The sequence below is a fragment of the Mesorhizobium sp. CA6 genome, from assembly GCF_020165035.1.
In the GTDB taxonomy this organism is placed as follows: Bacteria; Pseudomonadota; Alphaproteobacteria; order Rhizobiales; family Rhizobiaceae; genus Mesorhizobium.
Genome location: NZ_JAIUHI010000004.1, coordinates 350,839 through 377,805, shown reverse-complemented (window position 1 = coordinate 377,805; position 26,967 = coordinate 350,839). Strand labels below are relative to the sequence as shown.

Here is a 26,967-nt window from a genome sequence, read left to right as displayed (position 1 = left end):
TGCCGATCATCCTGTCATCCGGCTGCGGCGGCCGCCGCGAGTCCGCGCAGAATGTCGGTCTTGAGATCTTCGACATCCTCGAGCCCGACCTGCAGACGGATCAGCGAGCCGGCATACGAGCCTCTGGCAAGCATGCGGTCGCCGAGGAAAACCGGAACGGCGAGGCTTTCATAGCCGCCCCAGGAATAACCGAGGCCGAAGATCTTGAGCGCGTCGAGAAAGGCGTGCTGGGCCTTCTGGCCGCCGCTGTTGAGCACGATCGAGAAGACTCCGCTCGAGCCGCAGAAATCGCGCTTCCAGAGCGCATGGTCGGGATGGCTTTCCAGCGCCGGATGCAGCACCTGCGCGATGCCAGGCTGCTCCTCCAGCCAGCGCGCGATGTCGAGCGCGCTCTTGCGGTGATGCTCGAGCCGCACGCCCATCGTGCGCAGGCCGCGCAGCACTTGGTAGATATCGTCGGGACCGGAACAGCAGCCCAACGCGCAAAACCCATCATAAAGCTTTGTCCAGCAGGCGTCGTTGGCCGAAACCAGGCCGAGCAGCACGTCGGAATGACCGGCCGGATATTTCGTCGCCGCGTGGATCGAGATGTCGACGCCATGGTCGAGCGGCTTGAAATAGAGCGGTGTCGCCCAGGTGTTGTCCATCATGACGATGGCGTTCGCCGCATGTGCCGCCTTGGAGATCGCCGGGATGTCCTGCACCTCATAAGTGTTCGATCCCGGCGATTCGGTGAACACCACCTTTGTGTTTGGCTTGATCAGCGAAGCGATGCCGGCGCCGATGCGCGGCTCGTAATATTCGATCTCGACGCCGAGCCGCTTCAGCATCGTGTCGGCGAAGTGGCGCGTCGGGTGGTAGACGCTGTCGACGATCAACAAGTGATCGCCCGCGGCAAGGAAGGTGAGCAGCGGCACCGTCACCGCCGCCAGTCCGGAAGGCACCGCGATCGTGCCGGCCGAGCCTTCCAGCGCATCGACGGCGAGCGTCAGCGCGTCCATCGTCGGGGTGCCGCGGGTGCCGTAAGTGTATTTCTGGCTGCGCCCAGCCATCGAAGCGGCGTCGGGATAAAGCACTGTCGAGGCATGCACGACCGGCGGGTTGACGAAGCCGAAATAGTCGCGCGGGTTGTTGCCGGAATGGGCAAGCAGCGTGTTGATGCCCATCTCGATGCCGTCTCTAGCCATGGTTCGTCGCCTATCGAATGATGTCAGGGGACCAGCCATAAAGCGGCGGCAAAGCCGGCGCAACCGCGCCCGGCCCGCCAAAAGCCGGTCTTCCGCTGGGCCAATCCAAAGGCGCACAAGCCCAGTAGAGCACCGCTAGTGCCGCAGCGGATTCTATCGCCGGACCACGGACTCGCGACGGCGCGACTTGGCTGATTTGTTCGCACGGCCTGCCGGTTTCATGTGCTCTTGTCCGCAATTCAGGCATTTGCGCCAATTGCTTTCCAAACCTCCCTGGAATCGGTCATTTCCCTTGACCTCACAGGAATAATCGCCTTCGATGCGTTTCGTGAATGGGAGGCAGCGCATCGGCAACCGATGCGGGTCCCGGGAGTGGGCCTTGGAGTGGGAGCTGCATTCACAAACGAAAAAAGATCAAGCGTCGCCTGGCAATAGGGGCGCCTGTAACAGAAAAGGGTCTGTGGGTCATGAAACACATTGCAATCGGCATTCTTGGCGTCGCCGCGCTCGGGTTCATGGCGTCTGCCGCCTCGGCCGGCACGCTCGATACCGTGAAGCAGAAGGGCTTTATCCAGTGCGGCGTCTCGACCGGCCTCGCCGGCTTCTCGGCGCCGGACGACAAGGGCGACTGGAAGGGCATCGACGCGGACTTCTGTCGCGCCGTTGCGGCCGCTGTCTTCGGTGACGGCTCCAAAGTCAAGTTCACGCCGCTCAGCGCCAAGGAGCGTTTCACCGCCTTGCAGTCGGGCGAGATCGACATCCTGTCGCGCAACACCACCTGGACCAGCAACCGCGACAGCGCGCTCGGCCTCGATTTTGTCGGCATCACCTACTATGACGGCCAGGGCTTCATGATCAACGCCAAGAAGCTGCCCGGCGTGAATTCCGCGCTGCAGCTTTCGGGCGCCGCCGTGTGCGTGCAGAGCGGCACCACCACCGAGCTCAATCTCGCCGACTACTTCAAGAAGAACAAGATGGAGTACAACCCCGTCGTGTTCGAGAAGCTTGAAGAGGTCAACGCCGCCTATGACGCCGGCCGCTGCGATGCTTACACCACAGACCAGTCCGGCCTCTATGGTATCCGTCTGACGCTCTCCTCGCCGGCCGACCATGTCGTGCTGCCCGAGATCATCTCCAAGGAGCCGCTCGGCCCGGCCGTGCGCCAGGGCGATGACCAGTGGGCGCATATCGCGCGCTGGACGTATTTCGCGCTGCTCAACGCCGAGGAAGCAGGCATCACGCAGGCCAATGTCGATGAGATGAAGGCGTCGACCGACCCGAACATCCAGCGCCTTCTCGGCACTGAACCGGACGGCAAGTATGGCGCCGATCTCGGCCTCTCCAACGACTTTGTCGTCAACATCGTCAAGGCTGTCGGCAACTACGGCGAAATGTTTGAGCGCAATGTCGGCTCGGGCAGCCCGCTCAAGATCGCGCGCGGCATCAACGCGCTGTGGACCAAGGGCGGCCTGCAATACGGTCCGCCGATCCGCTGATTGAAACGTGATCCGGGAGGCAGGTCGTCTGTCTCCCGGTTTCTCTTTCCAGAGGACGGTCCATGGCTTCGCAGGAAATCCTTCGCGAGGAGCCGAGTCGCGGCTCCTTCATCAATGACCCGAGAATTCGCAGCCTGTTCTTTCAGACGCTGGTCGTGATCCTGCTGTTCAGTTCGATCTGGTGGATCGTCCACAACGTCATCGAAAACCTCCAGCGTCTGCACATCGCGTCGGGCTTCGGTTTTCTCAGGAGCAGGGCCGGCTTCGACATTTCCGACACGCCGATCGCCTATACGTCCGATTCGACCTATTTCCGCGCGCTGGCCGTCGGTTTGCTCAACACGATCATTGTCGCCGCCGCCGGCATCGTGCTTGCGACCATCGTGGGCTTCGCCATCGGCATCGGCCGCCTGTCGCAGAACTGGCTGATCCGCAAGATCTGCACGGTCTATGTCGAGATCTTCCGCAACATCCCGCCGCTGCTGGTCATCTTCTTCTGGTATTCCGGCGTGCTGGCCGTGCTGCCGCCGCCGCGCGAGAGCATCCACCTGCCTTTCGGCTCGTTCCTCAACCAGCGCGGCTTCTATTTTCCGCGCGCCGTTTGGGGCGATGGCTCCTGGCTGATCGGCGTCGCACTGCTGCTCGCCATTGCAATGGTCTGGTTCGTCGCCCACAGGGCGCGACAGCGGCAGAAGGCGACGGGCCAGCAATTTCCGGTCTTCTGGACATCGGTCGCACTTATCGTCGGCCTGCCGGTGCTGGCCTTCCTGCTCGGCGGCATGCCGCTCACCTTCGATTTTCCGAAGCAATCGACCTTCAACCTGACCGGTGGCTTCTGGGTCAAGCCGGAATTCCTGTCGCTCTTGCTGGCGCTCTCCTTCTACACGGCGGCCTTCATCGCCGAGATCGTGCGCGCCGGCATCAGGGGCGTCAACAAAGGGCAGAGCGAAGCGGCGGCGGCGCTCGGCCTCCGCTCCGGTCCGATCCTGCGGCTGGTGGTCATCCCGCAGGCGATGCGCATAGTCATCCCGCCGCTCACCAGCCAGTATCTCAACCTGACCAAGAACTCCTCGCTGGCGATCGCTATCGGTTATCCGGACCTTACCGCCACCGCCGGCACGGTGCTCAATCAGACCGGGCAGGCGGTGGAGGGCGTTTTCATCATGATGATCGCCTATCTGGTGCTGAGCCTGGTGACGTCCTTTGTCATGAATATCGTCAATGCCAGAATGGCGCTGGTGGAGAGGTAGGGCCATGCAGGAACATGACATGTCCTGGGTGCGCACCGAGATGGCGCTTGCCCAGCCGGCCCCGCCTACCGAACGCGGCGCCTATGCCTGGGTGCGCAAGAACCTGATCGGTTCGGTCGGCGACACCGTCCTCACAATCCTCGGCATCGCCATCGTGCTTTGGATCCTGCCGCAGGTCATCAGCTGGGCCTTCCTCAATGCCCAGTGGACCGGGCCGGATCGCACCGTCTGCACCACCGTCACGCAAGGCGGCATCCAGCCCGACGGCTGGACCGGTGCCTGCTGGGCTTTCGTCAACGCCAAGTTCGGCCAGTTCATGTTCGGCACCTATCCGATCGAGGAGCGCTGGCGGCCGATCCTGGTCGCCATCCTGTTCGTGGCGCTGTTGGTGCCGATGCTGATCCCGCGCGTGCCGCGCAAGGGATTGAATGCGGTGCTGTTGTTCGTAGCGCTGCCGATCGTCGCCTTCTTCCTGCTGCTTGGCGGCGTGTTCGGCCTGCCGGTGGTCGAGACCTCGCGCTGGGGCGGGCTTCTCGTGACGCTCAGCCTCTCCTTCGTCGGCATTGCGGTGTCGCTGCCTTTGGGCATCGTGCTGGCGCTCGGGCGCCGTTCGAAGATGCCGATCATCAAATGGCTTTGTATCGTCTTCATCGAGACGGTGCGCGGCATTCCGCTGATCACGGTGCTGTTCTTCGCCAGCGTCATGCTGCCGCTGTTCCTGCCCGCGGGCGTTACTTTCGACAAGTATCTGCGTGCGTTGATCGGTGTGTCGCTGTTTGCCGCCGCCTACATGGCCGAAGTGATTCGCGGCGGCTTGCAGGCGATCCCGAAGGGCCAGTATGAGGGCGCCGATTCGCTCGGCCTCGGCTACTGGCAGAAGATGAGCCTGATCGTGCTGCCGCAGGCGCTGAAGCTGGTCATTCCGGGCATCGTCAACACCTTCATAGGCATGTTCAAGGACACCAGCCTGGTCCTGATCATCTCGATGTTCGACCTGCTCGGCGTGGTGAAGCAGAATTTCGCCGATGCAAACTGGGCGACCCCGCAGACCGCGAGATCCGGCCTGATCTTTGCCGCCTTCGTTTTCTGGCTGTTCTGCTTCGGCATGTCGCGCTATTCAATGTACACCGAACGCCGGCTCGACACCGGTTATAAACGATAAAAAGGGAACAGGTTATGGCCACCGAAAACGCCGTCAGCGCGGAAGAAATCAAGGTCAACGCCGCCAAGATGCACATCTCCACCACCGATGTCGCCATCGACATCGTCGGCATGCACAAATGGTATGGCGAGTTCCATGTGCTGAAGGACATCAACCTCAAGGTGATGCGTGGCGAGCGCATCGTCATCTGCGGTCCGTCCGGCTCCGGCAAGTCGACCATGATCCGCTGCATCAACCGGCTGGAAGAGCACCAGAAGGGCAAGATCATCGTCGACGGCAAGGAACTCACCAACGATCTGAAGAAGATCGACGAGGTGCGCCGCGAGGTCGGCATGGTGTTCCAGCATTTCAACCTGTTCCCGCATCTGACCATCCTGGAGAACTGCACGCTGGCGCCGATCTGGGTGCGCAAGATGCCGAAGAAGCAGGCCGAGGAAATCGCCATGCATTTCCTTAAGCGCGTCAAGATACCGGAACAGGCCAACAAATATCCGGGCCAGCTCTCCGGCGGGCAGCAGCAGCGCGTTGCGATCGCGCGCTCGCTGTGCATGAATCCGCGCATCATGCTGTTCGACGAGCCGACCTCGGCGCTCGACCCGGAAATGATCAAGGAAGTGCTGGAGACGATGGTGGGGCTGGCGGAAGAGGGCATGACCATGCTTTGCGTCACCCACGAGATGGGCTTTGCCCGCAAGGTGGCCAACCGCGTAATCTTCATGGATCAGGGCCAGATCGTCGAGCAGAACACGCCGGCCGAATTCTTCGACCATCCGCGCCATGAACGCACAAAGCTTTTCCTGTCGCAGATCCTGCACTGAGCGGGCGCGATCGCTAGATTTTAGGAAGCCCGGCTGGAAACAGCCGGGCTTTTTTGCATTCGGGCGATCGGACAAGGATCGGCTCATTTTTGGTTGACGCTGCGAAATCGTCTAGCCTGATCGTCCAGGTTATCCTGGGGTTGACGCAGACGAGACGGAACGACCGCGCCCGATGAGACGAGTCCTGCGATGTATGGTGATGCTGTTGGGAGCGGCGGTGCTTGCCGCTGCGCTTGGCACGTTGGTGCCGCGTCCGTTCTGGCCGGCGGCACGGGCCGAAGGCAAGGGGACGCGGCACATATTGGTGTTGAAGAACCCGATCCACACCGACATCGCCGTGCCCCTCGATGACGGCGTGCGCCGGCGCTTTGCCTTTCTCGCCGATACCGGCCTGCCGATCGAGGCTCCGGGGGCGCGCTACATCGTCTTCGGCTGGGGCGGCCGCGCCTTCTATCTGGAGACGCCGACCTGGTCGCAATTGAAGACCATGCCGGTGCTGAAGGCGCTTACGCTCGACGCCGCGGTGATGCATGTCGATGTCGCGGGCGCTATTCTTGAGCCGCATCCGGATGTCGCCGGTTTTGACATCGATGAGGACCATTTCTCGGCGCTGCTCGACGATATCGCGGCAGGCTTCCGGCAGGGAGAGGCGGGCGGGCCGATGGCGATTGAAAATGCGGGCTATTCAACTTTCGACCGTTTCTACGAGGCCAACGGCCATTTCAACGCGCTGGTCGGTTGCAATACGTGACCGCGGCGGCGCTGCGCACCGCCGGCATCCGGACAGGTTTGTGGAACCCGCTGCCGATGTCATTGGGGTTGGTCGCTGAGCCTGTATAATTAGAAGCGCCTCATTCCTTGGCCTCCCTCTGTCCTGCCAGTCTATCTGGCCGTCGGGCGCGCTACCGCCTCACTACCTTCCGCTCTTCCCAGCCATAGAGCCAGTCCAGGTCCGCCGCGAGCTTTTCCGCCGGTCGCGCCGCCAGCACCAGGTTGCGCGCGATCGCCACCGGCCCCCAGGCGTGCCAGGCCAGCCGATTGAGAGCGCCGCGTTTCAGCACCTTCTCGACGCGCGGGCGTCTGAGATTTTCCCAGATGGCAAGGCCTCGAGCTGGATCGCCGGGGAAATCGGCAACGAGATTGGCGAGCATAGCGGCGTCCTCGATCCCCATGGCCGCGCCTTGCGCCGCGAACGGCGTCATGGCGTGCGCAGCGTCACCGATCAGTGCTACTCCCTCCGCCATGGTCCAGCGCCGCTGCGCGACCGTGTGGATGGGGAAGGCTGTCCACGGCCCGGCAAGCGCCGCCAGCTCCGCCAGCGCTGCCGCCGTGCCTCGCATGGCAGCCGAAAGAATCGCAGGGTCGGCATGGCCGGACCAGCCTTCGGCAATGCGCTCGCCCTTGGTGAAGGCGGCAAGGTTGACGGCGCTGCCCGTGCTCACCGGATAGGCGACCATGTGGAAGCCGGGATGCAGGAAAGTGGTGACGCTGTCGGTGGTTCCGATTTGCATAAAGGCCTGGCCGGCGGCGCTTTGCGCCGTGACCGTCGCGCGCCAGGCGAGCTCGCCCGAAAAGCGGCTTACCGCAAAGCCGGCCGTCCGGGCAAGCTGGGCGCGAACCGACGACCAGACGCCGTCGGCTGCAACCAGCAAACCGCATGCGACATCCGTCGCCTTGCCGTCGATCTCGACCGTCGCGGTAACGCTTTGCGGGTCGACGGCAAAGCCGGTAACGCGCGCACCGGTGACAAGCGCGATACCGGGCCGTTCCGCCACTGCCGCCTTCAGCGCCGCCTGCAGGTCGGCGCGGTGCGCCACGAGATAGGGCGCCCCCCAGCGCTTTTCTGCGGTTTCCCCAAGCGGCACGCGCGCCAGCTCTCGCAGGCTCCTTGCGTCCTTCAGCACCACCGCTCGCGGCCGGATCGCGTTGGGCAGCAGGCGATCGAGCACGCTGAGCCGCCGCAGGATCCGGGTCGCGTTGGGGGAAAGCTGGAGGCCGGCGCCGGCCGCTTCGAGTTGCCTGGCCTGCTCGAACAGTGTTACCGGGAAGTCACGCTCGGCAAAGGCAAGCGCCGCCACGAGCCCGGCAATGCCAGCCCCGGCGATGACGATCTGCCGGGACCTTATTTCAGTCATGGTTGATCGGGGCGATCAGGCGGCCTGGTCGACATAGAGGCAGCCGGCCGGCTGCGTTTCCGTCGCCTTCAGCGACGGTGAATAGCGGTAGAGCGTCGAGCAGTAAGGGCAGACCTTTTCATTGTCGTCGCCCATGTCGAGGAATACGTGCGGATGGTCGAAAGGCGGGTTGGCGCCGGTGCACATGAATTCCTTGACGCCGATCTCGATGACCGGATGGCCCGCGTCGTTCTGGAAATGGGGAATGCTGCCGCCTGCCATCGTCGTCTCCAATTGGGTTCGGCCAGTGGGTGTGACCAGTTTGCATCTGGAGCATAACAGGCCAGTTTGCAAGATCGATGAAATCAAACTGTCGCAAAAGGCTGGCAGAGGATAAGTTGAGCCGGTTAAGCGCATGGGGCCGGTGCCGGAGCGATTCCGTGACGATCATGCGTCATAAAGACATGCTAGAGCGTCGTTGAACGGCAGTATGCGGCGCCTCCTGGGAACGGTTGCGGGCAAGAGCAGGAAACCATGAACGAACTGAAGCCTGTGCAGAGCGAGTTCATAACCGTCGAGGCCGCAAGCCCCGACGGCGGCAATCCCGATCGTTTCGTCAACCGCGAATTCTCCTGGCTGCAATTCAACCGCCGCGTGCTGGAGGAATCGCTGAACGAGCATCATCCGCTGCTTGAACGCGTCCGCTTCCTGTCGATTTCTGCCGCCAATCTCGACGAGTTCTTCATGGTTCGCGTCGCCGGCCTTGCCGGCCAGGTCCGCGAGGGCATCGCACTGAAGAGCCCGGACGGCCGCACGCCCGAACAGCAGCTGGAACAATTGTTGCGGGAGGTCGAGCGCCTTCAGGAAGACCAGCAGAAGAGCCTCTCGGCGCTGATGACGCTGCTCAACAAGGAAGGCATCGAGAGCATCACCCGCGACGCGCTGACCAAGGATGAGAAGGCCTGGCTGGAGGAGCATTTCCAGGAACAGGTTTTCCCGGTGCTGACGCCGCTGTCGATCGACCCGGCGCATCCGTTTCCGTTCATCCCCAATCTCGGCTTTTCCATCGCCCTGCAATTGCGCCATCGCAAGAATGGCGAGGAGATGAGCGCGCTGCTGCGCCTGCCGGTGGCGCTCAGGCGTTTCATCCGCCTGCCCGACCGCAAGAACCATGTCCGCTTCATTCCGCTGGAGGAAGTGGTCGGCATCTATATCGGCAAGCTTTTCCCCGGCTACGAGGTCAAGGGCTCCGGCACGTTCCGCATCATCCGCGACAGCGACATCGAGGTCGAGGAAGAGTCGGAAGACCTGGTGCGCCTGTTCGAAACGGCGCTGAAGCGGCGCCGTCGCGGCTCGGTGATCCGCATCGAATTCGACACGCTGATGCCGGCTGCGTTGCGGGACTTCGTCGCCGGCGAGCTCGGCGTGTCGTCGAGCCGAATCAGCGTGCTCACCGGCCCGCTGGCGCTCAACCAGATCTCCGAGATTGTCGCCATTCCGCGCGACGACCTCAAATTCACCCCCTACAATCCGCGCTTTCCCGAGCGCATCCGCGAGCATGGCGGCGACTGCTTCGCCGCCATCCGCGAGAAGGACATCGTCGTCCATCACCCCTACGAGTCCTTCGACGTGGTGGTGCAGTTCCTGCGCCAGGCCGCTGCCGACCCGGAAGTGGTGGCGATCAAGCAGACGCTCTACCGCACCTCTAACGACAGCCCGATCGTGCGCGCGCTGATCGACGCCGCCGAGGCCGGCAAGTCGGTCACGGCACTTGTCGAGCTCAAGGCGCGCTTCGACGAGGAAGCTAACATCCGTTGGGCGCGCGACCTCGAGCGCGCCGGCGTCCAGGTCGTGTTCGGCTTCCTGGAGCTGAAGACCCACGCCAAGATGTCTTTGATCGTGCGCCGCGAGGATGGCCGGCTGCGCAACTACGTGCATCTCGGCACCGGCAACTACCACCCGGTTACCGCCCGTATCTACACCGACCTGTCCTTCTTCACCACCGACCCGACGATCGCGCGCGATGTCGCGCAGCTCTTCAATTTCATCACCGGCTATGCCGAGCCCGCCGAGGAGATGCGCCTTGCCGTATCGCCCTTCACGCTGCGCAAGCGCATCCTGAAACACATCTTGGACGAGATCGTTCATGCCCGCGACGGCCGACCGGCGCGCATCTGGATGAAGATGAACGCGCTGGTCGATCCGACCGTCATCGACGCGCTTTACGACGCCAGCCGCGCCGGCGTCGAGGTCGACCTCGTCGTGCGCGGCATCTGTTGTCTGCGGCCGCAGGTGCCGGGTCTTTCCGAGAACATCAGGGTGAAATCGATCGTCGGCCGCTTTCTCGAGCATAGCCGCATCTTCTGCTTCGGCAACGGCCACGGCCTGCCGTCCGACGAGGCGGTCGTCTACATCTCGTCGGCCGACATGATGCCGCGCAATCTCGACCGCCGCGTCGAGACCCTGGTGCCGATCACCAACCCAACTGTGCATGAACAGGTGCTTGGCCAGATCATGCTGGGCAACATCATGGACAACCAGCAAAGTTTCGACGTATTGGCTGACGGCACCTCCCGGCGCGCTGTGCTGGAGGAGGGCGAGGAGCCGTTCAACGCGCAGGAATATTTCATGACCAATCCGAGCCTCTCCGGGCGGGGCGACGCGCTGAAATCGCATGCGCCCAAGCGCATTGCCCAGTTCAAGCGCCGCAAGAAGAACAGCGCCGCGTGACTGCAGTTTCCCAGGGCCGGCTTCAGGACCGGCGGCCGCTGTCGATCATCGACATCGGATCGAACTCGATCCGCCTTGTCGTCTATGAGGGGTTGGCGCGCTCGCCCACGCTCCTGTTCAATGAGAAGATGCTGGCGGGCCTCGGCCGCGGCATCGTCTCGACGGGCAAGCTCGACCCGGAGGCGGTGACGCGCTCGATGGAGGAATTCCGCCGGTTCCGCGCGCTGTCGGACCAGGCGGGCGCTGAACATATGTATGTGCTAGCTACCGCCGCGGCGCGCGAAGCTGGCAACGGCCCCGATTTCATCCACCGTGCCGAGGAGGTGCTGAAGACCGAGATCCGCGTGCTCACCGGCCGTCAGGAGGCCTATTATTCGGCGCTCGGCGTCATTTCCGGGTTCCATCCGGCCAACGGCATCGCCGGCGATCTTGGCGGCGGCAGCCTTGAGCTGATCGACATCAATGGCGAAGCGATGGGCGACGGCATCACGCTGCCGCTCGGCGGCCTGCGCCTGCAGGATATGGCGAAGAACTCGCTCGTGCAGGCCCAAAAGATCGCGCGCCAGGAACTGGCGCGGGCGAAGCTTCTGAAGGGCGGGCAGGGCAGGGTTTTCTACGCAGTCGGCGGCACCTGGCGAAACCTTGCCCGGCTGCATATGGAGATGAACAACTACCCGCTCGGCGTCATGCATCACTACGAGATATCGGCCGACAGCGCGCAGACTTTCCTCAAGCAGGTCGCCCGCAGCGAGGTCGAGAAGGTGAGGGGCATCGAGGGCGTTTCCAAGAACCGCCGCTCGCTCTTGCCCTACGGTGCCGTCGTGCTGCAGGAGATCATGTCGGCCATGCAGCCGTCGAAGATCGTCGTCTCGGCGCAGGGCGTGCGCGAGGGCTTCCTCTATTCGCTGCTCGACGCCGCCGAGCAGAAGGCCGACCCGCTGATCTCGGCCGCCGAGGAACTGGCGCTATTGCGCTCGCGCTCGGTGCATCACGCGCATGACCTGGTCGAATGGACCGGCAAGGCCTTCAAGGCCTTCGGCATCGACGAGACGGAGGATGAGGCGCGTTACCGTCATGCCGCCTGCCTGCTTGCCGATATCGGCTGGCGCGCGCATCCGGAATATCGCGGCCGGCAGTCGCTCAACATTATCGCGCATGCCTCCTTCACCGGCGTCGACCATCCGGGCCGCGCCTATCTGGCTCTGGCCAACGCCTATCGCCATGACGGCGTCTTCAACGACGGCATCGCACCCGAGATCAAGGCGCTGGCGCCGCCGCGCCTTCTGGAACGCGCCCGCACGCTGGCGGCCATGATGCGCGTCGTCTATCTGCTGACGGCGGCTATGCCGGGCGTGATGCCGAGGCTGAAATGGGAGAACCGCGGCAACGGAGCGCTCGCGCTGGTGCTGCCGGCCTCGCTTTCCGACCTCTATGGTGAGCGCCCGGCCGGCCGGCTGGCGCAACTGGCGCGTATCACCAATCGCCGCCTGGTGCTCGCGGTCGAGGGCGGGCCGAGCGTCTCGGTGAAATAACGGATCAGCTGACGTCGGCGCCGATTCCGAAGCCACGCCCGTCCGCCGACCATGCGCCGGCGCCGGCCATGGCCAGCGCCAGAAAGCCGCCGGCAATGGCGATGTCCTTCATCAGCATCTGCTGGTGCATGAAGGACAGCGTGGCGTCGTCCGCGCCCTGGCCGTAATGGCCGATGAAACCGGCGACTACGCTGAAGGTGGCAAGCAGCAGCGCCACGATCCGCGTCTGGAAACCGACGAGGACCAACAACCCGGCGATCAACTCGAACAGGCCTGTGCCCCATGCCGCCAAGGTCGGCAGCGGCAGGCCGAGGCCGGCGAAGTAACTGGTCGTGCCGGCGATATTGGTGAGCGCCTGGAAGCCGGAGGGCACGAACAACGCGGCGAGCAGGAGCCGCGAGACGAGAAGCAATGCGTTGCGGGGCATTGGTCATCTCCCTTGCCGGCATCAGGCCGGCTGCCGGCGCAGTCTACGCCTACAACCGGAAAACGAAAAAGCGATGCGGAAAATTCCGCACCGCTTTCGTTTCAGTTTGGGAGGATTGCTTCAGTATGGGAGGAAAAAGATCAGCCGCGCTTGGCGTCGATCGAATAGGCGCCGGCGCCCGAGGAGGCGAGCAGTATGAAGCCGCCGGTGATGGCGAGGTTCTTGAGGAACTGGATCATTTGCATCTGGTCGGCCCAGCCGGTGTGCGCGACCAGCCCGGTGGCGATCGTGAAGATGGCGAGCACCCAGGCGGCGATCCGGGTCTGGAAGCCGACGAGAATGGCAAGGCCGCCGAGCAGCTCGATCAGGCCGACCAGGACGGCGGTTACGGTTGGCATCGGCAGGCCGAGAGCGCCGAAATAGCCGGCAGTACCGGAAATCGCGGTGAGCTTGCCGAAGCCGGAAAGCAGGAAGATGACGGCGAGCAGAATGCGGCCCAGGAGGATCGTGGTGGAGCTGTTGGACGCGGTGCCGGCGACGGAAGAGTTGATGGACATGGCGGTTCTCCGAACGGGGTTGAATAGTCCGTCAGATAGACGACAGTAACTGTTCACCAAAGCCACCTATGTGACGACACATTGTTCACAGAATATATATTCCGATATCGGCAGCAGTGCGCTAAAAACCTGTCGGCAGGTTGCGCCGGGGGAGTAAATTGTTCTGCCACCAAATGGCTCTGCTACCGAGTCGGTGGTTTGGGCAGCGGCAGTCGCCGGCTTTCGGAGATTCGCCGACACGTCAAATGCTTCGTCATTCTCGGGCGTAGCATGAGCGAAGCTCCGTCGCGGAGACCCTGAATGACGACGTGACTTTCCCCGATGGCGAAAACTACCCCGGATGCGTCATGTCCTCCGGCCGCACCAGCCGATCGTAATCGGCTTCGCTGACCAGCCCGGTGGCCAAGGCCTCCTCGCGCAAGGTCGTGCCGTTCTTGTGCGCGGTCTTGGCGATCTTGGCGGCGTTGTCGTAGCCGATGGTCGGCGCCAGCGCCGTCACCAGCATCAGCGAGCGCTCGAGCGCGGCCTTGATGTTGTCCTCGCGCGCCTCGATGCCGACCACGCAATTGTCGGTGAAGGAGACGGAAGCATCGGCCAGCAGCTGCACCGACTGCAGGAAGTTGTAAGCCATCAGCGGGTTGTAGACGTTGAGCTCGAAATGGCCCTGGCTGCCGGCGAAGGCAAGTGCTGCATTGTTGCCGAACACCTGCACGCAGACCTGCGTCAGCGCCTCGCACTGGGTCGGGTTGACCTTGCCCGGCATGATCGAGGAGCCCGGCTCGTTTTCCGGCAGCGAGAGCTCGCCGAGACCCGACCGCGGGCCGGAGCCGAGCAGGCGGATGTCGTTGGCGATCTTGAACAGCGCCGCGGCCGCCGCGTTGATCGCACCATGCGAGAACACCATGGAATCATGTGCCGCGAGCGCCTCGAACTTGTTTGGCGCGGTGACGAAGGCGATGCCGGTGATGGCGGCGATGCGGTCCGCCACCTTTTCCGCGAAGCCGACCGGCGCGTTGAGGCCCGTGCCGACGGCGGTGCCGCCTTGGGCCAGTTCCTGCAGGCCGGGCAGCGTCAGCTCGATGCGCTTGATCGAGGAGGCGACCTGCGCGGCATAGCCGGAAAATTCCTGGCCGAGCGTCAGCGGCGTGGCGTCCTGAGTATGGGTGCGGCCGATCTTGATGATATGGTTGAAGGCGCGGGCCTTGGCGTCGAGCGCCTTGTGCAGGTGGTGCAGGGCAGGGATCAAGTGATGCGCGACCCGCTCGGCGCAGGCGATATGCATGGCCGTCGGATAGGTGTCGTTGGACGACTGGCTCATATTGACGTGGTCGTTCGGATGCACCGGCTTCTTCGAGCCCATCACCCCGCCGAGCATCTCGATCGCCCGGTTGGAGATCACCTCGTTGGCATTCATGTTGGACTGCGTGCCCGAGCCCGTCTGCCAAACCACCAGCGGGAAATGATCGTTAAGCTTGCCGTCGATCACTTCCTGCGCCGCCTCGACGATCGCTTTGCCGATGACCGGATCGAGCCGTTTCATCTCCATGTTCACTTCGGCCGCGGCGCGCTTGACGATGCCGAGTGCGCGCACGATCGAAGCCGGTTGCTTCTCCCAGCCGATCTTGAAATTGCCCAGCGAACGCTGCGCCTGCGCGCCCCAATAGCGGTCGGCCGCCACCTCTATGGGGCCGAACGTATCGGTTTCGGTTCTGGTCTTTTCAGCGCTCACGGCAAGTCTCCGTCTGTCGATTTGGGCAAGGGCGTATCGCGTTGCACAAACCGCTTCAAGCGGAGATTGCGGTCGGGGAAGATGCAAATCGGTTGAAGAGAGGCCTCTTCTTCTCGCTCTGGGCGAGACGGCGGTGACGGCCAATCTCCCCCTTCTTATGGGGAGATGCCCGGCGGGAGATCAGCGCTTCAGCGGCGGCCCGACAATATCGATGCCGTTCTCGGCGCACAGGCTCGTCAACACCTCAATCATCTCCGGCGTCGGCGCTGCCGCCGGCGGCAGTTCGGCTCGCTCCGCAGGGCGACTAGCCTTGCGCACCATCGTCTCGAAATCCGAACCGCGCGTGACGGTGAGCGTATGGGCGCCTTCGAGAGACTCGACCTTGTAAGTGTGCGGCAGGCCTTTCGGAGCGAGCACCGTTTCGCCGGCGCCGGCAAGCCGCTCGCGGCCGTCGACGACAAAACGTATCCGGCCTTCGAGGATATGAAACACCTCGTCCTCATTGCGGTGCACGTGCAGCGGCGCGGAATCGCCGTAGGGCTGGCGGTGCTCGATGATGCAGATGCCGTCCTCGCCGTCGGCCGACGAAAGCTGGATGGCAACGAGCGTGTTGTTGAACCAGAGGAGTTCCTTGCCTGCGATCATCGTGTTGATCATTGTCATCATTGCTCTCCCTTGTTGAGTGCCGACAAAGCGGCTTCGACGGCGACCTAAGCAAGGATGAGCCGGTGATGGAAATCGAATGATCGTATGGGGGGGATTGATGCGATGAATTTGAACGCGCTCGACCTCAATCTGGTGAGGGTGCTCGACGCGCTGCTGCGCGAGAAGAGCGTGACGCGCGCCGGCGAGCAGATCGGCCTCAGCCAGCCGGCTGTTAGCGCCGCGCTCAACCGCCTGCGCCATGCGCTCAACGACCAACTCTTCGTGCGCCGCGGCAACGACATGGTGCCGACGCCTCGCGCCGAAAGCCTGGCGGAGCCGGTGCGCGCGGCGTTGCGCGAGATCGAGCGCGCCTTTCAGCCGGCGACCGATTTCGATCCGGCAAGGCTGGAACGGACCTTCACCTTCATGGGCGCGGATTTCTTCTCCATGCTTCTTATGCCGCCCTTCGCCGCGCGCATTGCGGCGGTGGCGCCCGGCGTATCGTTCCGTTTCCTCGACAGCGCCATCGGCGACGTCTCGAAGCTGTTGCAGGACGATCGGATCGACCTTGCGCTGGAGCGCCCGCTGGAGGTCGCGGAGTGGGTCTCAAGCGCGGCGCTGTTCGGCTCGCCCTTCGCCATTGTCGCGGCGAAGGACAATGCGGCGCTCGGCCAGGCCGGCATCGCCGAGGGCGAAGAGGTGCCACTCGACCTGTTCTGCGCGCTACCGCATGCGCTGCGCTCCATCGATGGATCGATGTCGGGCTTCACCGACGATGCGCTGGGCAGGATGGGCCGGGCGCGTCGCGTCATGCTTGCTTTGCCGCACTTCCAGGCCGTCGCGCTGGCCGTGGCGAACGGGCCTTATCTGGCTGCGGTTCCAACGCAGTTCGCTGTAGCGGCGGCAAAATTCCTGCCGATCGGCATCTATCGGGCGCCGATCCCGATACCATCGCCGGCGGTCAGAATGTACTGGCACGCCCGCCGCGATGATGAGCCACCGCATCGCTGGATCCGCGAGCAGATACTCGATGAGGTGGGAACGCTCGGCTTCAAGGACCGGGACGGCACCGCAAGTGCTCTCCCGGGGGTATAGCTGCCGTTGGAGCGGGAGTGCAGCGCTGAGCAACGCGGACGGTCAAGCGCGGGAGCGATCGTCGGTATGAACCTTATCCGGCTGAGGCTAGCTCGACCGGCGCGGGCTGGCGCAGGCCCAGCCGGCCCGCGACGAAATCCTTGACCTGGCGCACGGCCTGTTCGCGCGTGACACTGCCCGGCTGCAGGCCAAGCCTGAGCCACAGTCCGTCGATCAAAGCGGTGACGCCGAGCACGGTCTCCTCGGCCAGTTCGGGCGAAGCGAGGCCGCGCAGGCCGGACAAGAGGTTCGAGCGCATGCGCGCGTGGATGACCTTCTGGATGCGCGCCAGCTTCTCGTCGCGCGGCACCTCGGCGCAGAGCGACAGCCATGCGTGGCAAAGCGGCGGCAGGAACAAATGCTCCTCGAAATTGCCCTCGATCACGGCGTCCAGCCGTTCCATCGGCGTTCGCGCCCGCTGAAGCCGGGCGACGACGGCGTCACAGAGCACGGCGTTCGCCTCGCGCATGGCGTGCTCGAAAAGCTCCTGCTTGTTACGGAAATAATGCAGCACGATGCCCTTCGAGGCGCCGGCCTGGGCCGCGACCTTTTCCAGCGTCGCGCCGGCGATGCCTTCGCGCTCCAGCACCGCGAAGGCCGCCTGCCGCAGTTCCTTGCGGCGTATGTCGCTGAGACGCGTGAGTTTCACCGGACCGATCCATGCATAACGAATCCACGTTGACATTTTCGTCCGCTCAGATCAATGATTGACCAATGGGACAATAAAATGACCGCAAGGTCAAAAAAGGACCGAAAGAGGAGAACCGGAATGTTGCGCATGCTTGCGAGAGGCGTCTGTGTCGCGGCGCTAATGGCGGCTTCCCAGGCGGCCGGCGCCGCCGAAGCCGAAGGCTGCAAAGCGGTTCGCATGGCCGAACCCGGCTGGAACGATCTCGCCTTCACCACGGGTGTGGCCAAGGTGCTGCTCCAGGCGCTCGGCTACGAGCCGCAAAGCGAGGTGCTTGGCATCAACGTCATCTATGAAGGGATGAAGAACAAAGACCTCGACCTGTTCCTCGGCTACTGGGATCCTGCGATGGTCACTTATTATGAGCCCTACAAGAAGGACGGTTCGATCGAGAATGTGCGCGTCAACCTGGTCGGCGCCAAATACACCTTCGCCGTGCCGACTTATGTCTGGGACGCCGGCGTCAAGGACCTGTCGGACCTGCATAAATTCGCCGACAAGTTCGGCAAGAAGATGTACGGCATCGAGCCCGGATCCAATCAGCTCATGATGGATGCCATTGCCGATCCGCAATATGGTCTGGATGGCTGGCAAGTGGTGGAGTCGAGCGAAGCCGGCATGCTCTCGGAGGTCGGCTACGAGATCAAGGAGAAGCAGTTCATCGTCTTCCAGGGTTGGGCGCCGCACCCGATGAACACGATGTACGACTTCAAGTACCTGACCGGCGGCGACAAGTTCTTCGGCCCGAATTTCGGCGCCGCCACCGTGACCACCCAGGTGCGCAAGGGTTTCCTGCAGGAATGCCCCAACGTCGCGCAGTTCCTGAAGAACCTTGCCTTCGACATCGACATGGAAAATGTCGGTATGGGCTATCTCATCAATGACGGCATGAAGCCGGAGGATGGGGCGCTGAAGTCGATCACCCTGCACAAGGATCGGCTCGATGCGTGGCTCGCCGGCGTCACCACCTTTGACGGCAAGCCCGGCCTTGCCGCGGTCAAGGAAAAGCTCGGACTGTGAGGCCGGCAGCCTTGGAGCTGACGGATCAGGAGGCCGAGCAGGCGTCTTGGGCCGCGCGCAAGCGGACCGTCGATATCGGCGGTCTCGACCTTGCCTATGTCGAGATCGCCGGTGCGGAGCCGCCGCTGCTGCTGATTCACGGCTTCACCGACACCAGCCGCAGTTTTTCTCTGCTGACGCCGCATCTTCCCGGCCGCCGGCTGATCATGCCGGACCTGCGTGGCCACGGCGGCTCGCAGGCGGGCGAGGGCTGCGGCGTCGCCGATTTCGCCGACGACATCGCGGGGCTGATCCGGCGCCTGCGGCTCGACCGGCCGGTCGTCGTCGGCCATTCACTGGGTGGCATGGTGTCGATCGCGCTGGCCACACGGCATCCGGAACTGGTCGGCGGGCTGGTGATCCTGGCAAGCGCGCTGATGCCCGGTTTCGAACAGGATCACCAACTGATCGATGAAGTCGCCGCGTTGCGCGATCCGATCTCGCCGGTCGATCCCTTCTATGATTGGTGGCATGCCTGCCGGCCGGGCGTGCCGCGGGCCTTTCTCGCCGGTCTCGCGCAAGATGCGTCCGCGATCCCCGCGGCGCGCTGGCGCGCCGTTCTCGAAGAAGTCCGTGGCACCGATCTGACCGCCGCGGCGCGCGCCGTGCAGGCCCCGACGCTGATCATCGCAGGCGGGCGCGATCCGCTTTTTGGCGAAGCGCATCAGCGGGCGATGGCAGGGGCGCTGGCCGGATCGCGCCTGGTGTGGGCACAGGATTGCGGCCACAACCCGCATTGGGAAGATCCGGCCTTTGTCGCCGAGGCAATAGCCGGCATGTTGTCGGCAGCGTGACTATCGCAACAGCGACCGGGCCGTGGGCGTCAGGCGCAACGTCTCGGTCGGCTTGGTCGAAACAGCTTGCAGGGTTTCGCGAACCACTTGCCATTCCGGCGAAGCGGCGAGAGCGGCCTGATCGCCCGCGTGGGCATCGCCATCGTCGAAACCGGTAATGGCGATGAAGACATTTTCGCCGGCCCGCACGGGCAGCCGAGGAAATGTGTTTTCGGAATGCTCGCTGACGAAGGCGCCGAGAAGCCGGGCGCCGTTTGCCGCAAGCAGCGGAACCGCCTCAGCCTGGAAGCGTTCGGCAAAGCCGGCCTCGGCACCTGGCCGCAAATGGTGAATCGAAATCTCAACAAAGCCGGGCAACCGGCTCCCATTGCTCATGGTTTCAGCCTCGGTGGCTGTCGGCCGCTGCAACCCTGACAGGTCGAACCCCGCGCCCCGCCAAGCCGGTTTGAGCAGCAACACGTCGTCGGAATCGATCATCGTCGCATTGGCGGCATCGCGATGCGCTGCCCACACCGGGCCGCCATAGAAGGCGCTCAGCGCGTCCTTTCTCGTTTCCATGTCCTCAAAACCGCGCAGCCAGACGAACATGTCGGGGCGGTCGAGATCGCGGAACTGTCCGATGACGGTCATGCCCGTCGCTTCCTGCGTTTCGACGAGCTCCCGCTCGAACAGCGCGATCAGCGTTTCGCGCTGTCCGGGCTTCAGCGTGTATTGCCGAAGCTCGACGACGGGCGAGGCAAGGCGGGAAGGTCCGTTCATGGCCAGAATCTCAAAACAGGGTGATCGTCCTGTTCATAAACAGACCGGTTGTCCTGTTTTGTCAATCTGCTATCTTGCTTTCCCCTTCTCCCCTTGTGGGAGAAGGTGGATCGGCGCGCAGCGCCGAGACGGATGAGGGGTGCTCCAGCGGAGTGAGACGCTGGCTTCCCTTATCCGCCTTCGCTTCGCTCAGGTATCTTCTCCAACAAGCGGAGAGGGGGAGAGATCGCCATGGCCCCGCGCAAAAAGCGCACCAACGATCCGGAAGGCATGCGCCGGCGCGTCCTCGACGTGGCGGAAGGCGCCTTCCAGGCGCGCGGCTATCACGCCTCGAGCCTTGGCGATCTGATGGCGGCGGCCGGCGTCACCGGCGGCGCGCTGCACCACCATTTCCCCACCAAGAAGGCGCTGGCGCTCGCAGTGATCGAGGAACGAGTGGCGGCGGCGGTCCAGGAGACCTGGATCGACCCGATGCTGGCGGCGTCATCGGCCCGCGAAGGCGTGCGGGCCGTGTTCGAGGCTGTGGCTGCGGAGCTAGAGCGACAGGGCTATGTCCGCGGCTGCCCGCTCAACAATCTGGCGCATGAACTGTCGCTGGCCGACGACGAGTTTCGCCTGGCGCTTGCCAAGATTTTCGCCGGCTGGCGGAGGGCGATCGCCGACAAGATCCGAGCCGACCAGCAGGACGGCGGGGAGGGTGGGACCGATCCCGACCGCTTCGCCGCGCTTGCGGTGGCTGCTTATTCCGGCGCCATGTCGATGGCCAAGACATCGCAGGATGCGGGGGTGTTGCGCGAGTGTTTGAGGGGGCTGGAAAGCGTGCATCCGTCTTCGGGCGGATTGGCAATGAGACGACGCCGCAGGGTGCTGTTGCGATAAACGCTGTCAGGACAGAGGGAGGCGGTCCGAGGTTGTTTAATCGGGTGACGATGAATCGCTCTTCGCCAGCAACCGTTTCGCGCCGCGTCTTCATCGCCGGAGGTCTCGCTGCTGCCGGCGCGCTGCCTCGCGTCGCCTTCGGCCAGACCGGCAGGCGCATCCAGCCGATCGACGCCACTTTCCTCTTCATCGCCGATATTCATGCCTGCCGCATGGCGAACGGGCTCAGTCCCAACTGCCTGCAGGAAGGCAAGACCGATGCAGCACTTCTGCGCAACGTCGCGGCCTTGAACGCGATTGCCGACAAGAAGTGGCCGGCCGAGATCGACGGCGTTGCCACCGGCCTGCATTCGGCCGGCACCCGCATCGGCACGCCGCTCGGCCTCGTCACCGGCGGCGACATCACAGACGACGGCGGCGGCCAGGTCACCGAGCCTAGCGAAGGCACGCAGCTTCTGCAGTTCTCCAAGCGCTATCAGGAAGGTGTCGGGCCGGACCGGATCCACATCCCGGTCTATGTCGGGCTCGGCAATCATGATCTCGACCAGAACGGCTCGCCCCCGCACGTCGATTGGTATCGCCGCGAATTGCGCGATTATGTCGAGGTCAACCATCGTCCCGGCGTGTTCTTCAAGCCGCCGGTGCCCGCTACCGAATACGACGTCGATACCGACTGCTATTCCTGGGACTGGGGCGGCCTGCATCTCGTCCAGATGCACCGCTTCGCCGGCGATACCGGCCATGGCGCGCCAAGCAGCCTGCCTTGGCTGAAGCAGGACCTCGCCACTTATGCCGGCGACGGCCGGCCGGTCGTCCTGTTCCAGCATTATGGCTGGGACACTTTCTCGACGGAGCGCTGGGATCCGCTGAAACGCACCTATGATGACGATGGCTCCGGCCGCCCGCATTGGTGGGGCGAGACCGACCGCCAGGCGCTGGTGACCGCGATCAAGGGCTACAATGTGATTGCCGTCTTCCACGGCCACCAGCACGAAGTGCCGATGATCTACCAGCGTGACGGGCTCGACATCATCAAGCCGAAGGCCGCCTTTTTAGGGGGCTTCGCCTTGGCGCGGGTGACGGCCGGCAACATGGATGTGGCATTGGGCGAGGCGGTCGGCGATCACGGCGAGATCGTCTTCACCAATGCCTTGGCCAAGCAATTCCAGACATGAAAGGCCGCCTCCTGGCTGACTCTTTCGACCAAAACCAGAAGACCTTACGGACCTTATCCACGTCGCCACAGGTCTTCTACACCTTGCCGGCGAGCTTGTCGGCAGCGCTTCAGATCTGGGTTAGCCGGTTGCCGGTGGCCTTGCCGGCCGCCGGCTTGACCGAACCCTTCATTTGCTTGGCAATGCCGGCGACCTGATCCCTGTTCACCATGCGCGCATGTCCTGGGTCTGGATGGGAGCCGGATGCGAGAACCGCATCCGGCAGCCAAACGGACGCAGAGATTTTGGTCCCGCAAGCCGGCGTTGCGACAATGACTTTCGGCTCGAAGGTGAAGCGGCTAGGTTGGCCGCAACCTGCATGAGGAGAGGTCGGTCTTGACTGAATTCACCCTTTATATCGGCAACAAGTGCTTTTCCTCGTGGTCGCTGCGGCCATGGGTGGCGATGAAGCACCTGGATATCCCTTTTGAGGAAGGCTTCGTGCGGCTGCGCACGTCCGAGACGGCGGCCAACCTCGCCAAGGTGTCGCCGACCGGCCTCGTGCCGGTCTTGAATCACAATGGAAGGATTGTCTGGGAAACGCTTGCCATCCTTGAATATCTGGCCGATCTCTATCCGGGAAAAGGGCTCTGGCCGACCGATCTCGGTGCCCGTCAACTGGCGCGCTCGGTGGCGACGGAAATGCATTCGGGCTTCCGCGAGGTCCGCTACGGCTGGCCGATGAACCTGCGCCGGCCGAAATCCCATAAGCCGCTCGATGCCGAGGGCGAGGCGCAGCGGGCGAGGATCGAAGCGATCTGGCGCCAGTGCCGCGAGCAATATGGCGAGGGCGGGCCGTTCCTGTTCGGCCATTTCACCGCGGCCGATGCCATGTATGCGCCGGTGGTGACGCGCTTCGACACCTATGGCGGCGAACTGGCGCCCGTCACCCGCGCCTATGTCGACGCGGTCTTGGCGACGCCCGCGATGCGGCACTGGTATGCGGAAGCCGCCAGGGAGCCTTGGCCGGAGCCCGGGCCGCACGAACAGGATTGAGCCCGGGTCGGCTCGGCAATTGCTTCGACTGCTCTGATGGGGTCTTCAAGCCCCGGCGGCGCGGCCTATTTGAAGGGGCGGGCCGGGCTCCTGGAGATTTCTCATGACAACCTCAAATTCACCACTCACGGGCAAGGTCGCGCTCGTCACCGGCGCTTCGTCCGGCATCGGCGAGGCCACCGCCGTGGTCCTTGCCGCGGCCGGCGCGAAAGTCGTGGTCGCCGCCCGTCGTGCCGATCGCCTCGAAGCATTGGTTGCGCGCATCGAACAGGCCGATGGCGTCGCGCTCGCAATTGAAGCCGACATCGCCAAGCCCGGCGACATCACCGCGATGGTCGACAAGGTCGTATCCGAATGGGGGCGGCTCGATATCCTCGTCAACAATGCCGGCGTCATGCTGCTTGCTCCTGCGGCCGAAGCCGATCTAGACGACTGGCGCCAGATGATCGAGCTCAACCTTATCGGCCTGATGGCGACCACCAAGGTGGCGCTGCCGCACCTGAAGGCTTCAAAGGGTCACATCGTCAACGTCTCCTCGGTCGCCGGCCGGGTCGCAAATCCCGGCGCCAGCGGCTATGCGGCGACAAAGTTCGGGGTGGTGGCTTTTTCGGAATCGCTGCGTCGCGAGGTCTATGCCGACAAGGTGCGCGTCACCGTCGTCGAGCCGGGCCTTGTGCGTACCGAACTCGGCGATCATATCACCAACGTGCAATCCAAGGCCGGACTCGAACACCGTCTCGCCACGATGGAAGCGCTGACCGCGGAAGACATTGCGAACGCGATTTTCTATGCCGTCAGCCAGCCGCCAAGGGTCAATGTCAACGAGATACTTATCCGTCCGACCGATCAGGAGCGGTGAAAAACAGAAAACGCCTCTCGCGCTTGTTATGGCGCGGGAGGCGCTTTTTGCCGTCAGCCGTTCTCGATTGCTCGTGAATTGCTGACGGCTTGAGTGGAAACGGCCCGCCAGGACATTGGTTCCGCAGCCGACGAATTTTTTGCCCTTTTGCGGATAGCCCCAACGTCCGCCACGATGTGATAAGGATGCTGCAAGGCTAGGATGCGGACGTCCGCAATTTAATCCGACGCCAATGTTGCTTTGTGCGTGGTCATGGCCGAAAGACGCTCTGCCATTTCGGCATCAACCTGCGGGCAGGAGAAGATTTTGACCGCTAGCTCGAATGAATCATGTGGGCAGGCTTTGCCGAAACCGGCAGGCACACGCTGATGGCCTCCAAACGCGTGCCATCTACGCCGATCGCCGCCGATGCGACCATCGCCGATATGGTCGACACCCTTGACAAGCCGATCGAATATGTTCGCCGAGTGCTGGAAAGGCTCGAACGCTGCAAGCGCGCGCATGGCGATGCCCAGGTGCGCGTTGGCGTGCGCGGCCGCGCCGAAGCCCCGAACTATCTGATTGAGTATGTGCGGGAAGACGCCAAGACCCGTCAACGCACCAGCTATCAGGATGCCGCCTACAGCGGCAGCACGCATCGTGAGCTGGCGCCGCACCACATAGAGGACGCCAGGAACTGGTCGCCCGAGGAAATGAACATCACGGCGGTCTCGGCGCTGATCGGCCGCTTGCGCAATCCGAATGCGCCATCATCGCGCTTTTCTGACGAGGACTGACATGGCCATAAAATTCTCCGCCAAGGACCAGCCGACAGCTCCACCCGCCGCGGCCAGGCCAGCCAAGCCGGCGGCAAAGCCGGATGCGCCCGCAGAGGTTGCGACCGATCTGTTCAAGTCGCCGGCCGAAGCGCCGGCGCGCAAGACCAGGAAGAAGTAGCGCCCTTGCCGCAGGACGGCGGTCGCACAGCCGGGCCGCTCGGCCTGCTCGGTCAGTCCTCTGTGTCTGTCGACGAGGACAGCGGCGCGGTCGCCGTCTTCGACTGTCAGAGCTGCGGCGCCTGCTGCTCCTACTCGGCGGACTGGCCGCGCTTTTCGACCGAGGAGGATGAGCAGCTCGACCGCATCCCGGCCGAGCTGGTAGCGGCCGACCAGTCCGGCATGCGCTGCGAGGGCGGCCGATGCTCGGCGCTCACCGGCGAGGTGGGCAAGCACACGGCCTGCGGCATCTACGAGCTGCGCCCCGACGTCTGCCGCGCCTGCATGCCCGGCGGCGGCGACTGCCTGATGGCGAGGGCGGCGCATGGGCTGGCGGTCAGCTAGTTTCCTCGCCCCCGCATCGCGGGGGCGAGGAAAAGTGTCCCGCTTGCCCTGTTGCAAGCCTCCCGGTACCTTCCCGCCGGGCAGGGCAGCGGAGGAAATCCATGAGCATTGAATTCCTGTTGACGTCGTTGATCATCGTGGCTTCGCCCGGCACCGGCGTCATTTACACGCTTGGCGCCGGCCTCTCGCGCGGCGCGCGCGCCTCAATTATCGCGGCCTTCGCCTGCACGCTTGGCATCATCCCACATATGGCGGCCGCCATCACCGGCCTGGCCGCAGTGCTGCACACAAGCGCCATCGCCTTCGAGACGCTGAAATATCTCGGTGTCGCCTATCTGCTCTACATGGCCTGGAACACATTGAAGGAAAAAGGCGGCCTCAGCATCGACGAGGACGCCGCGCCGCGCTCGACCGCCAGAACGATCACCTCGGGCATCCTGATCAACATCCTGAACCCGAAACTGTCGATCTTCTTCTTTGCCTTCCTGCCGCAATTCGTCAGCACCACCGAGCCGCACGCGCTGCCCAAGATGCTGGAGCTCTCCGGCGTCTTCATGCTGATGACGTTCGTCGTCTTCGCCATCTACGGCGTCTTCGCGGCATCGGTGCGCAGCCACATCGTGTCGCGGCCGAAGGTGCTGACATGGATGCGCCGCAGCTTTGCCGCCGCGTTCGTCATGCTCGGCGCGAAGCTGGCGCTTGCCGATCGGTAGCCTTTGGCGCCAGCCCTCTACGTAGCCCATGTCGCCTCGGGGGAGCTTTGGGCTAATGAGGCTCGAGAGATCCAGAAATCCGAGTAAGGCCGGAAATCCGAATAAGAAAGGCGGTCGCAGTGACGCTTGAGTGCATCAATCCCCAGGATCTGCCCAAGCCTGACACATACAGCCAAGTCGTCGTGGCGAAGGGCACCAGGTTGATATTTATCGCCGGCCAGGAACCTGAAGACCTGAACGGCAAGCTTGTCGGCGAAGGTGATTTCACGGCTCAAACGCGCCAGGTGTTCGCCAATCTCGGTCGGGCTATTGCCGCCGCAGGCGCCCGTCCCAACGACGTGGCGAAGATCATGATCTACGTTGTCGACTATCGGCTCGATGACCATTACCCGATCATCGATGCCGCCCGCGTGGCTCTGTTCGGGGACCACAAGCCGGCCAACGTCGTGTTGGGAGTGGCCAGCCTGTCGCCTGGATATCTGATCGAGGTCGATGCGGTTGCGGTGGTCGACGGTTAGCCTTTCACATAGCCCATCGCCTCGACGATTTGCCCATCGGCGACACGCATCAGGTTGACGCCGCGCAGCGAACTGCCGTCGGCCACCCAGAAGCGCCAGCGGATCGTGGCGCGGTCGCCGGCGACGAACGTCTCTTCGATGTCGAAGCGGGTACCGGGTCCGGTAGCGATCGCCGACCACAATTCGACGCAAGCCGCCTTGCCGGTGCGGCGGGCGCCGTCGGGCGCCGGCGTGGTGTTCTCGATCACGCAGTCCTGCGCCACCAGTTCGTCCAGTGCCGAAGGGTCGTGGCGCTGGAAGACGTCGTTGTAGCGCCGCATGATTTCCGCCGTTTCGGCGGAGCGTTTGGCCGCGGCGATGTCGATGATGTGTTCATGGGTCATTTGAT

The 26,967-nt window shown here is 63.6% G+C and carries 28 protein-coding genes and 2 pseudogenes; 19 read left to right on the top strand and 11 right to left on the bottom strand.

Annotated elements, in window-relative coordinates; all coding sequences use genetic code 11:
- Positions 1–14: 14 nt before the first annotated feature.
- Complete coding sequence (locus LB526_RS08495; protein WP_224627256.1) at positions 15–1,187, bottom strand: cystathionine beta-lyase; 1,173 nt, start codon at positions 1,185–1,187, stop codon at positions 15–17.
- A 467-nt stretch (positions 1,188–1,654) separates the two neighbouring features.
- On the opposite strand from LB526_RS08495, the gene LB526_RS08490 reads away from it, so the two are divergent.
- The 5 genes and pseudogenes from LB526_RS08490 to LB526_RS08470 all read left to right on the top strand — a co-directional run bounded on the left by LB526_RS08490 (position 1,655) and on the right by LB526_RS08470 (position 6,757).
- A complete protein-coding gene (locus LB526_RS08490; protein ID WP_095768427.1) occupies positions 1,655–2,683 on the top strand; it encodes an amino acid ABC transporter substrate-binding protein in 1,029 nt (342 codons plus the stop codon).
- 62 nt (positions 2,684–2,745) lie between these two features.
- The gene (locus tag LB526_RS08485; RefSeq protein WP_224627253.1) at positions 2,746–3,933 is read left to right on the top strand and encodes an amino acid ABC transporter permease; all 1,188 of its coding nucleotides are present in this window, start codon (positions 2,746–2,748) and stop codon (positions 3,931–3,933) included.
- Positions 3,934–3,937: 4 nt separating this feature from the next.
- A complete protein-coding gene (locus tag LB526_RS08480) occupies positions 3,938–5,095 on the top strand; it encodes an amino acid ABC transporter permease (protein WP_095768429.1) in 1,158 nt (385 codons plus the stop codon).
- 68 nt (positions 5,096–5,163) lie between these two features.
- The gene (locus tag LB526_RS08475) at positions 5,164–5,913 is read left to right on the top strand and encodes an amino acid ABC transporter ATP-binding protein (RefSeq protein ID WP_176477089.1); all 750 of its coding nucleotides are present in this window, start codon (positions 5,164–5,166) and stop codon (positions 5,911–5,913) included.
- Positions 5,914–6,085: 172 nt separating this feature from the next.
- Positions 6,086–6,757, top strand: a pseudogene (locus LB526_RS08470) (TIGR02117 family protein).
- A gap of 58 nt (positions 6,758–6,815) precedes the next feature.
- Here the strand turns inward: LB526_RS08470 and LB526_RS08465 are convergent.
- Together LB526_RS08465 and LB526_RS08460 are read right to left on the bottom strand one after the other, a co-directional pair.
- A complete protein-coding gene (locus LB526_RS08465) occupies positions 6,816–8,048 on the bottom strand; it encodes an FAD-dependent monooxygenase (RefSeq protein ID WP_224627251.1) in 1,233 nt (410 codons plus the stop codon).
- A 15-nt stretch (positions 8,049–8,063) separates the two neighbouring features.
- Positions 8,064–8,309, bottom strand: coding sequence for a zinc-finger domain-containing protein (locus LB526_RS08460; protein WP_027169907.1), 246 nt, complete (start codon positions 8,307–8,309; stop codon positions 8,064–8,066).
- A gap of 252 nt (positions 8,310–8,561) precedes the next feature.
- On the opposite strand from LB526_RS08460, the gene LB526_RS08455 reads away from it, so the two are divergent.
- Together LB526_RS08455 and ppx are read left to right on the top strand one after the other, a co-directional pair.
- Positions 8,562–10,757 (top strand): RNA degradosome polyphosphate kinase, encoded by a 2,196-nt coding sequence (locus LB526_RS08455; protein ID WP_095768434.1) that lies wholly within the window; start codon positions 8,562–8,564, stop codon positions 10,755–10,757.
- The gene (gene ppx, locus LB526_RS08450; protein ID WP_224627249.1) at positions 10,754–12,289 is read left to right on the top strand and encodes an exopolyphosphatase; all 1,536 of its coding nucleotides are present in this window, start codon (positions 10,754–10,756) and stop codon (positions 12,287–12,289) included. Before LB526_RS08455 ends, ppx begins: the two co-directional genes overlap by 4 nt.
- Positions 12,290–12,293: 4 nt before the next feature.
- Here the strand turns inward: ppx and LB526_RS08445 are convergent, their stop codons facing one another.
- The 4 genes from LB526_RS08445 to LB526_RS08430 all read right to left on the bottom strand — a co-directional run bounded on the left by LB526_RS08445 (position 12,294) and on the right by LB526_RS08430 (position 15,668).
- Entirely contained in the window at positions 12,294–12,716 is a 423-nt protein-coding gene (locus LB526_RS08445; protein ID WP_095768436.1) for a DoxX family protein, read from the bottom strand.
- 140 nt (positions 12,717–12,856) lie between these two features.
- Positions 12,857–13,273 (bottom strand): DoxX family protein, encoded by a 417-nt coding sequence (locus LB526_RS08440; protein ID WP_224610611.1) that lies wholly within the window; start codon positions 13,271–13,273, stop codon positions 12,857–12,859.
- Positions 13,274–13,604: 331 nt separating this feature from the next.
- Positions 13,605–15,002, bottom strand: a complete 1,398-nt coding sequence (fumC, locus tag LB526_RS08435; protein ID WP_224601497.1) for a class II fumarate hydratase — start codon at positions 15,000–15,002, stop codon at positions 13,605–13,607.
- A 180-nt stretch (positions 15,003–15,182) separates the two neighbouring features.
- Positions 15,183–15,668, bottom strand: a complete 486-nt coding sequence (locus LB526_RS08430) for a cupin domain-containing protein (RefSeq protein ID WP_318013252.1) — start codon at positions 15,666–15,668, stop codon at positions 15,183–15,185.
- Positions 15,669–15,770: 102 nt separating this feature from the next.
- On the opposite strand from LB526_RS08430, the gene LB526_RS08425 reads away from it, so the two are divergent.
- Positions 15,771–16,742, top strand: coding sequence for a LysR family transcriptional regulator (locus LB526_RS08425; protein ID WP_224627247.1), 972 nt, complete (start codon positions 15,771–15,773; stop codon positions 16,740–16,742).
- A gap of 73 nt (positions 16,743–16,815) precedes the next feature.
- Here the strand turns inward: LB526_RS08425 and betI are convergent, their stop codons facing one another.
- The gene (gene betI, locus LB526_RS08420) at positions 16,816–17,466 is read right to left on the bottom strand and encodes a choline-responsive transcriptional repressor BetI (RefSeq protein ID WP_224627246.1); all 651 of its coding nucleotides are present in this window, start codon (positions 17,464–17,466) and stop codon (positions 16,816–16,818) included.
- Between the two features lie 84 nt (positions 17,467–17,550).
- On the opposite strand from betI, the gene choX reads away from it, so the two are divergent.
- Together choX and LB526_RS08410 are read left to right on the top strand one after the other, a co-directional pair.
- The gene (gene choX / locus LB526_RS08415) at positions 17,551–18,489 is read left to right on the top strand and encodes a choline ABC transporter substrate-binding protein (protein ID WP_224544672.1); all 939 of its coding nucleotides are present in this window, start codon (positions 17,551–17,553) and stop codon (positions 18,487–18,489) included.
- Positions 18,486–19,322, top strand: a complete 837-nt coding sequence (locus LB526_RS08410) for an alpha/beta fold hydrolase (RefSeq protein WP_224627244.1) — start codon at positions 18,486–18,488, stop codon at positions 19,320–19,322. Before choX ends, LB526_RS08410 begins: the two co-directional genes overlap by 4 nt.
- Here the strand turns inward: LB526_RS08410 and LB526_RS08405 are convergent, their stop codons facing one another.
- Positions 19,323–20,081 carry an NIPSNAP family protein gene (locus LB526_RS08405; protein ID WP_224627242.1) on the bottom strand — a complete coding sequence of 253 codons (759 nt, stop codon included), beginning with the start codon at positions 20,079–20,081 and terminating at the stop codon, positions 19,323–19,325.
- A gap of 231 nt (positions 20,082–20,312) precedes the next feature.
- Here LB526_RS08405 and LB526_RS08400 point away from each other — a divergent pair, with 231 nt between their 5' ends.
- Both LB526_RS08400 and LB526_RS08395 read left to right on the top strand, forming a co-directional pair.
- Positions 20,313–20,960, top strand: coding sequence for a TetR/AcrR family transcriptional regulator (locus LB526_RS08400; RefSeq protein WP_224627240.1), 648 nt, complete (start codon positions 20,313–20,315; stop codon positions 20,958–20,960).
- Positions 20,961–21,010: 50 nt separating this feature from the next.
- The gene (locus tag LB526_RS08395) at positions 21,011–22,135 is read left to right on the top strand and encodes a metallophosphoesterase (RefSeq protein ID WP_224627238.1); all 1,125 of its coding nucleotides are present in this window, start codon (positions 21,011–21,013) and stop codon (positions 22,133–22,135) included.
- Between the two features lie 76 nt (positions 22,136–22,211).
- On the opposite strand, the pseudogene LB526_RS08390 reads toward LB526_RS08395, so the two are convergent.
- Positions 22,212–22,346 (bottom strand): annotated as a pseudogene (locus LB526_RS08390) (CsbD family protein).
- Positions 22,347–22,510: 164 nt separating this feature from the next.
- On the opposite strand from LB526_RS08390, the gene LB526_RS08385 reads away from it, so the two are divergent.
- The 7 genes from LB526_RS08385 (at position 22,511) to LB526_RS08355 (ending at position 26,579) form a co-directional block, all read left to right on the top strand.
- Positions 22,511–23,170: a glutathione S-transferase family protein gene (locus tag LB526_RS08385; RefSeq protein ID WP_224627236.1), complete on the top strand. Its 660-nt coding sequence runs from the start codon at positions 22,511–22,513 to the stop codon at positions 23,168–23,170.
- Between the two features lie 103 nt (positions 23,171–23,273).
- Positions 23,274–24,029: an SDR family NAD(P)-dependent oxidoreductase gene (locus LB526_RS08380; protein ID WP_224627234.1), complete on the top strand. Its 756-nt coding sequence runs from the start codon at positions 23,274–23,276 to the stop codon at positions 24,027–24,029.
- A 368-nt stretch (positions 24,030–24,397) separates the two neighbouring features.
- On the top strand, positions 24,398–24,805 hold the full coding sequence (locus tag LB526_RS08375) for a hypothetical protein (protein ID WP_318013255.1): 408 nt from the start codon (positions 24,398–24,400) through the stop codon (positions 24,803–24,805).
- A 1-nt stretch (position 24,806) separates the two neighbouring features.
- Positions 24,807–24,965, top strand: a complete 159-nt coding sequence (locus LB526_RS08370) for a hypothetical protein (protein WP_224627230.1) — start codon at positions 24,807–24,809, stop codon at positions 24,963–24,965.
- Between the two features lie 62 nt (positions 24,966–25,027).
- Positions 25,028–25,348, top strand: coding sequence for a YkgJ family cysteine cluster protein (locus tag LB526_RS08365; RefSeq protein ID WP_411967302.1), 321 nt, complete (start codon positions 25,028–25,030; stop codon positions 25,346–25,348).
- 101 nt (positions 25,349–25,449) lie between these two features.
- Positions 25,450–26,061 carry a LysE family translocator gene (locus tag LB526_RS08360; protein ID WP_224627227.1) on the top strand — a complete coding sequence of 204 codons (612 nt, stop codon included), beginning with the start codon at positions 25,450–25,452 and terminating at the stop codon, positions 26,059–26,061.
- Positions 26,062–26,180: 119 nt separating this feature from the next.
- A complete protein-coding gene (locus LB526_RS08355; RefSeq protein WP_224627226.1) occupies positions 26,181–26,579 on the top strand; it encodes a RidA family protein in 399 nt (132 codons plus the stop codon).
- Here LB526_RS08355 and LB526_RS08350 read toward each other — a convergent pair.
- Entirely contained in the window at positions 26,576–26,962 is a 387-nt protein-coding gene (locus LB526_RS08350; protein ID WP_224627224.1) for a nuclear transport factor 2 family protein, read from the bottom strand. The genes LB526_RS08355 and LB526_RS08350 overlap by 4 nt on opposite strands.
- Positions 26,963–26,967: the final 5 nt, after the last annotated feature.

Bases quoted from the DNA above. Each gene is read 5' to 3' on its own strand.
- LB526_RS08495 (WP_224627256.1), bottom strand. From the start codon at position 1,187: ATGGCTAGAGACGGCATCGAGATGGGCATCAACACGCTGCTTGCCCAT.
- LB526_RS08490 (WP_095768427.1), top strand. From the start codon at position 1,655: ATGAAACACATTGCAATCGGCATTCTTGGCGTCGCCGCGCTCGGGTTC.
- LB526_RS08485 (WP_224627253.1), top strand. From the start codon at position 2,746: ATGGCTTCGCAGGAAATCCTTCGCGAGGAGCCGAGTCGCGGCTCCTTC.
- LB526_RS08480 (WP_095768429.1), top strand. From the start codon at position 3,938: ATGCAGGAACATGACATGTCCTGGGTGCGCACCGAGATGGCGCTTGCC.
- LB526_RS08475 (WP_176477089.1), top strand. From the start codon at position 5,164: ATGCACATCTCCACCACCGATGTCGCCATCGACATCGTCGGCATGCAC.
- LB526_RS08465 (WP_224627251.1), bottom strand. From the start codon at position 8,048: ATGACTGAAATAAGGTCCCGGCAGATCGTCATCGCCGGGGCTGGCATT.
- LB526_RS08460 (WP_027169907.1), bottom strand. From the start codon at position 8,309: ATGGCAGGCGGCAGCATTCCCCATTTCCAGAACGACGCGGGCCATCCG.
- LB526_RS08455 (WP_095768434.1), top strand. From the start codon at position 8,562: ATGAACGAACTGAAGCCTGTGCAGAGCGAGTTCATAACCGTCGAGGCC.
- LB526_RS08445 (WP_095768436.1), bottom strand. From the start codon at position 12,716: ATGCCCCGCAACGCATTGCTTCTCGTCTCGCGGCTCCTGCTCGCCGCG.
- LB526_RS08440 (WP_224610611.1), bottom strand. From the start codon at position 13,273: ATGTCCATCAACTCTTCCGTCGCCGGCACCGCGTCCAACAGCTCCACC.
- LB526_RS08430 (WP_318013252.1), bottom strand. From the start codon at position 15,668: ATGATGACAATGATCAACACGATGATCGCAGGCAAGGAACTCCTCTGG.
- LB526_RS08425 (WP_224627247.1), top strand. From the start codon at position 15,771: ATGAATTTGAACGCGCTCGACCTCAATCTGGTGAGGGTGCTCGACGCG.
- betI (WP_224627246.1), bottom strand. From the start codon at position 17,466: ATGTCAACGTGGATTCGTTATGCATGGATCGGTCCGGTGAAACTCACG.
- choX (WP_224544672.1), top strand. From the start codon at position 17,551: ATGTTGCGCATGCTTGCGAGAGGCGTCTGTGTCGCGGCGCTAATGGCG.
- LB526_RS08405 (WP_224627242.1), bottom strand. From the start codon at position 20,081: ATGAACGGACCTTCCCGCCTTGCCTCGCCCGTCGTCGAGCTTCGGCAA.
- LB526_RS08400 (WP_224627240.1), top strand. From the start codon at position 20,313: ATGGCCCCGCGCAAAAAGCGCACCAACGATCCGGAAGGCATGCGCCGG.
- LB526_RS08395 (WP_224627238.1), top strand. From the start codon at position 21,011: ATGAATCGCTCTTCGCCAGCAACCGTTTCGCGCCGCGTCTTCATCGCC.
- LB526_RS08380 (WP_224627234.1), top strand. From the start codon at position 23,274: ATGACAACCTCAAATTCACCACTCACGGGCAAGGTCGCGCTCGTCACC.
- LB526_RS08375 (WP_318013255.1), top strand. From the start codon at position 24,398: ATGGCCTCCAAACGCGTGCCATCTACGCCGATCGCCGCCGATGCGACC.
- LB526_RS08370 (WP_224627230.1), top strand. From the start codon at position 24,807: ATGGCCATAAAATTCTCCGCCAAGGACCAGCCGACAGCTCCACCCGCC.
- LB526_RS08360 (WP_224627227.1), top strand. From the start codon at position 25,450: ATGAGCATTGAATTCCTGTTGACGTCGTTGATCATCGTGGCTTCGCCC.
- LB526_RS08350 (WP_224627224.1), bottom strand. From the start codon at position 26,962: ATGACCCATGAACACATCATCGACATCGCCGCGGCCAAACGCTCCGCC.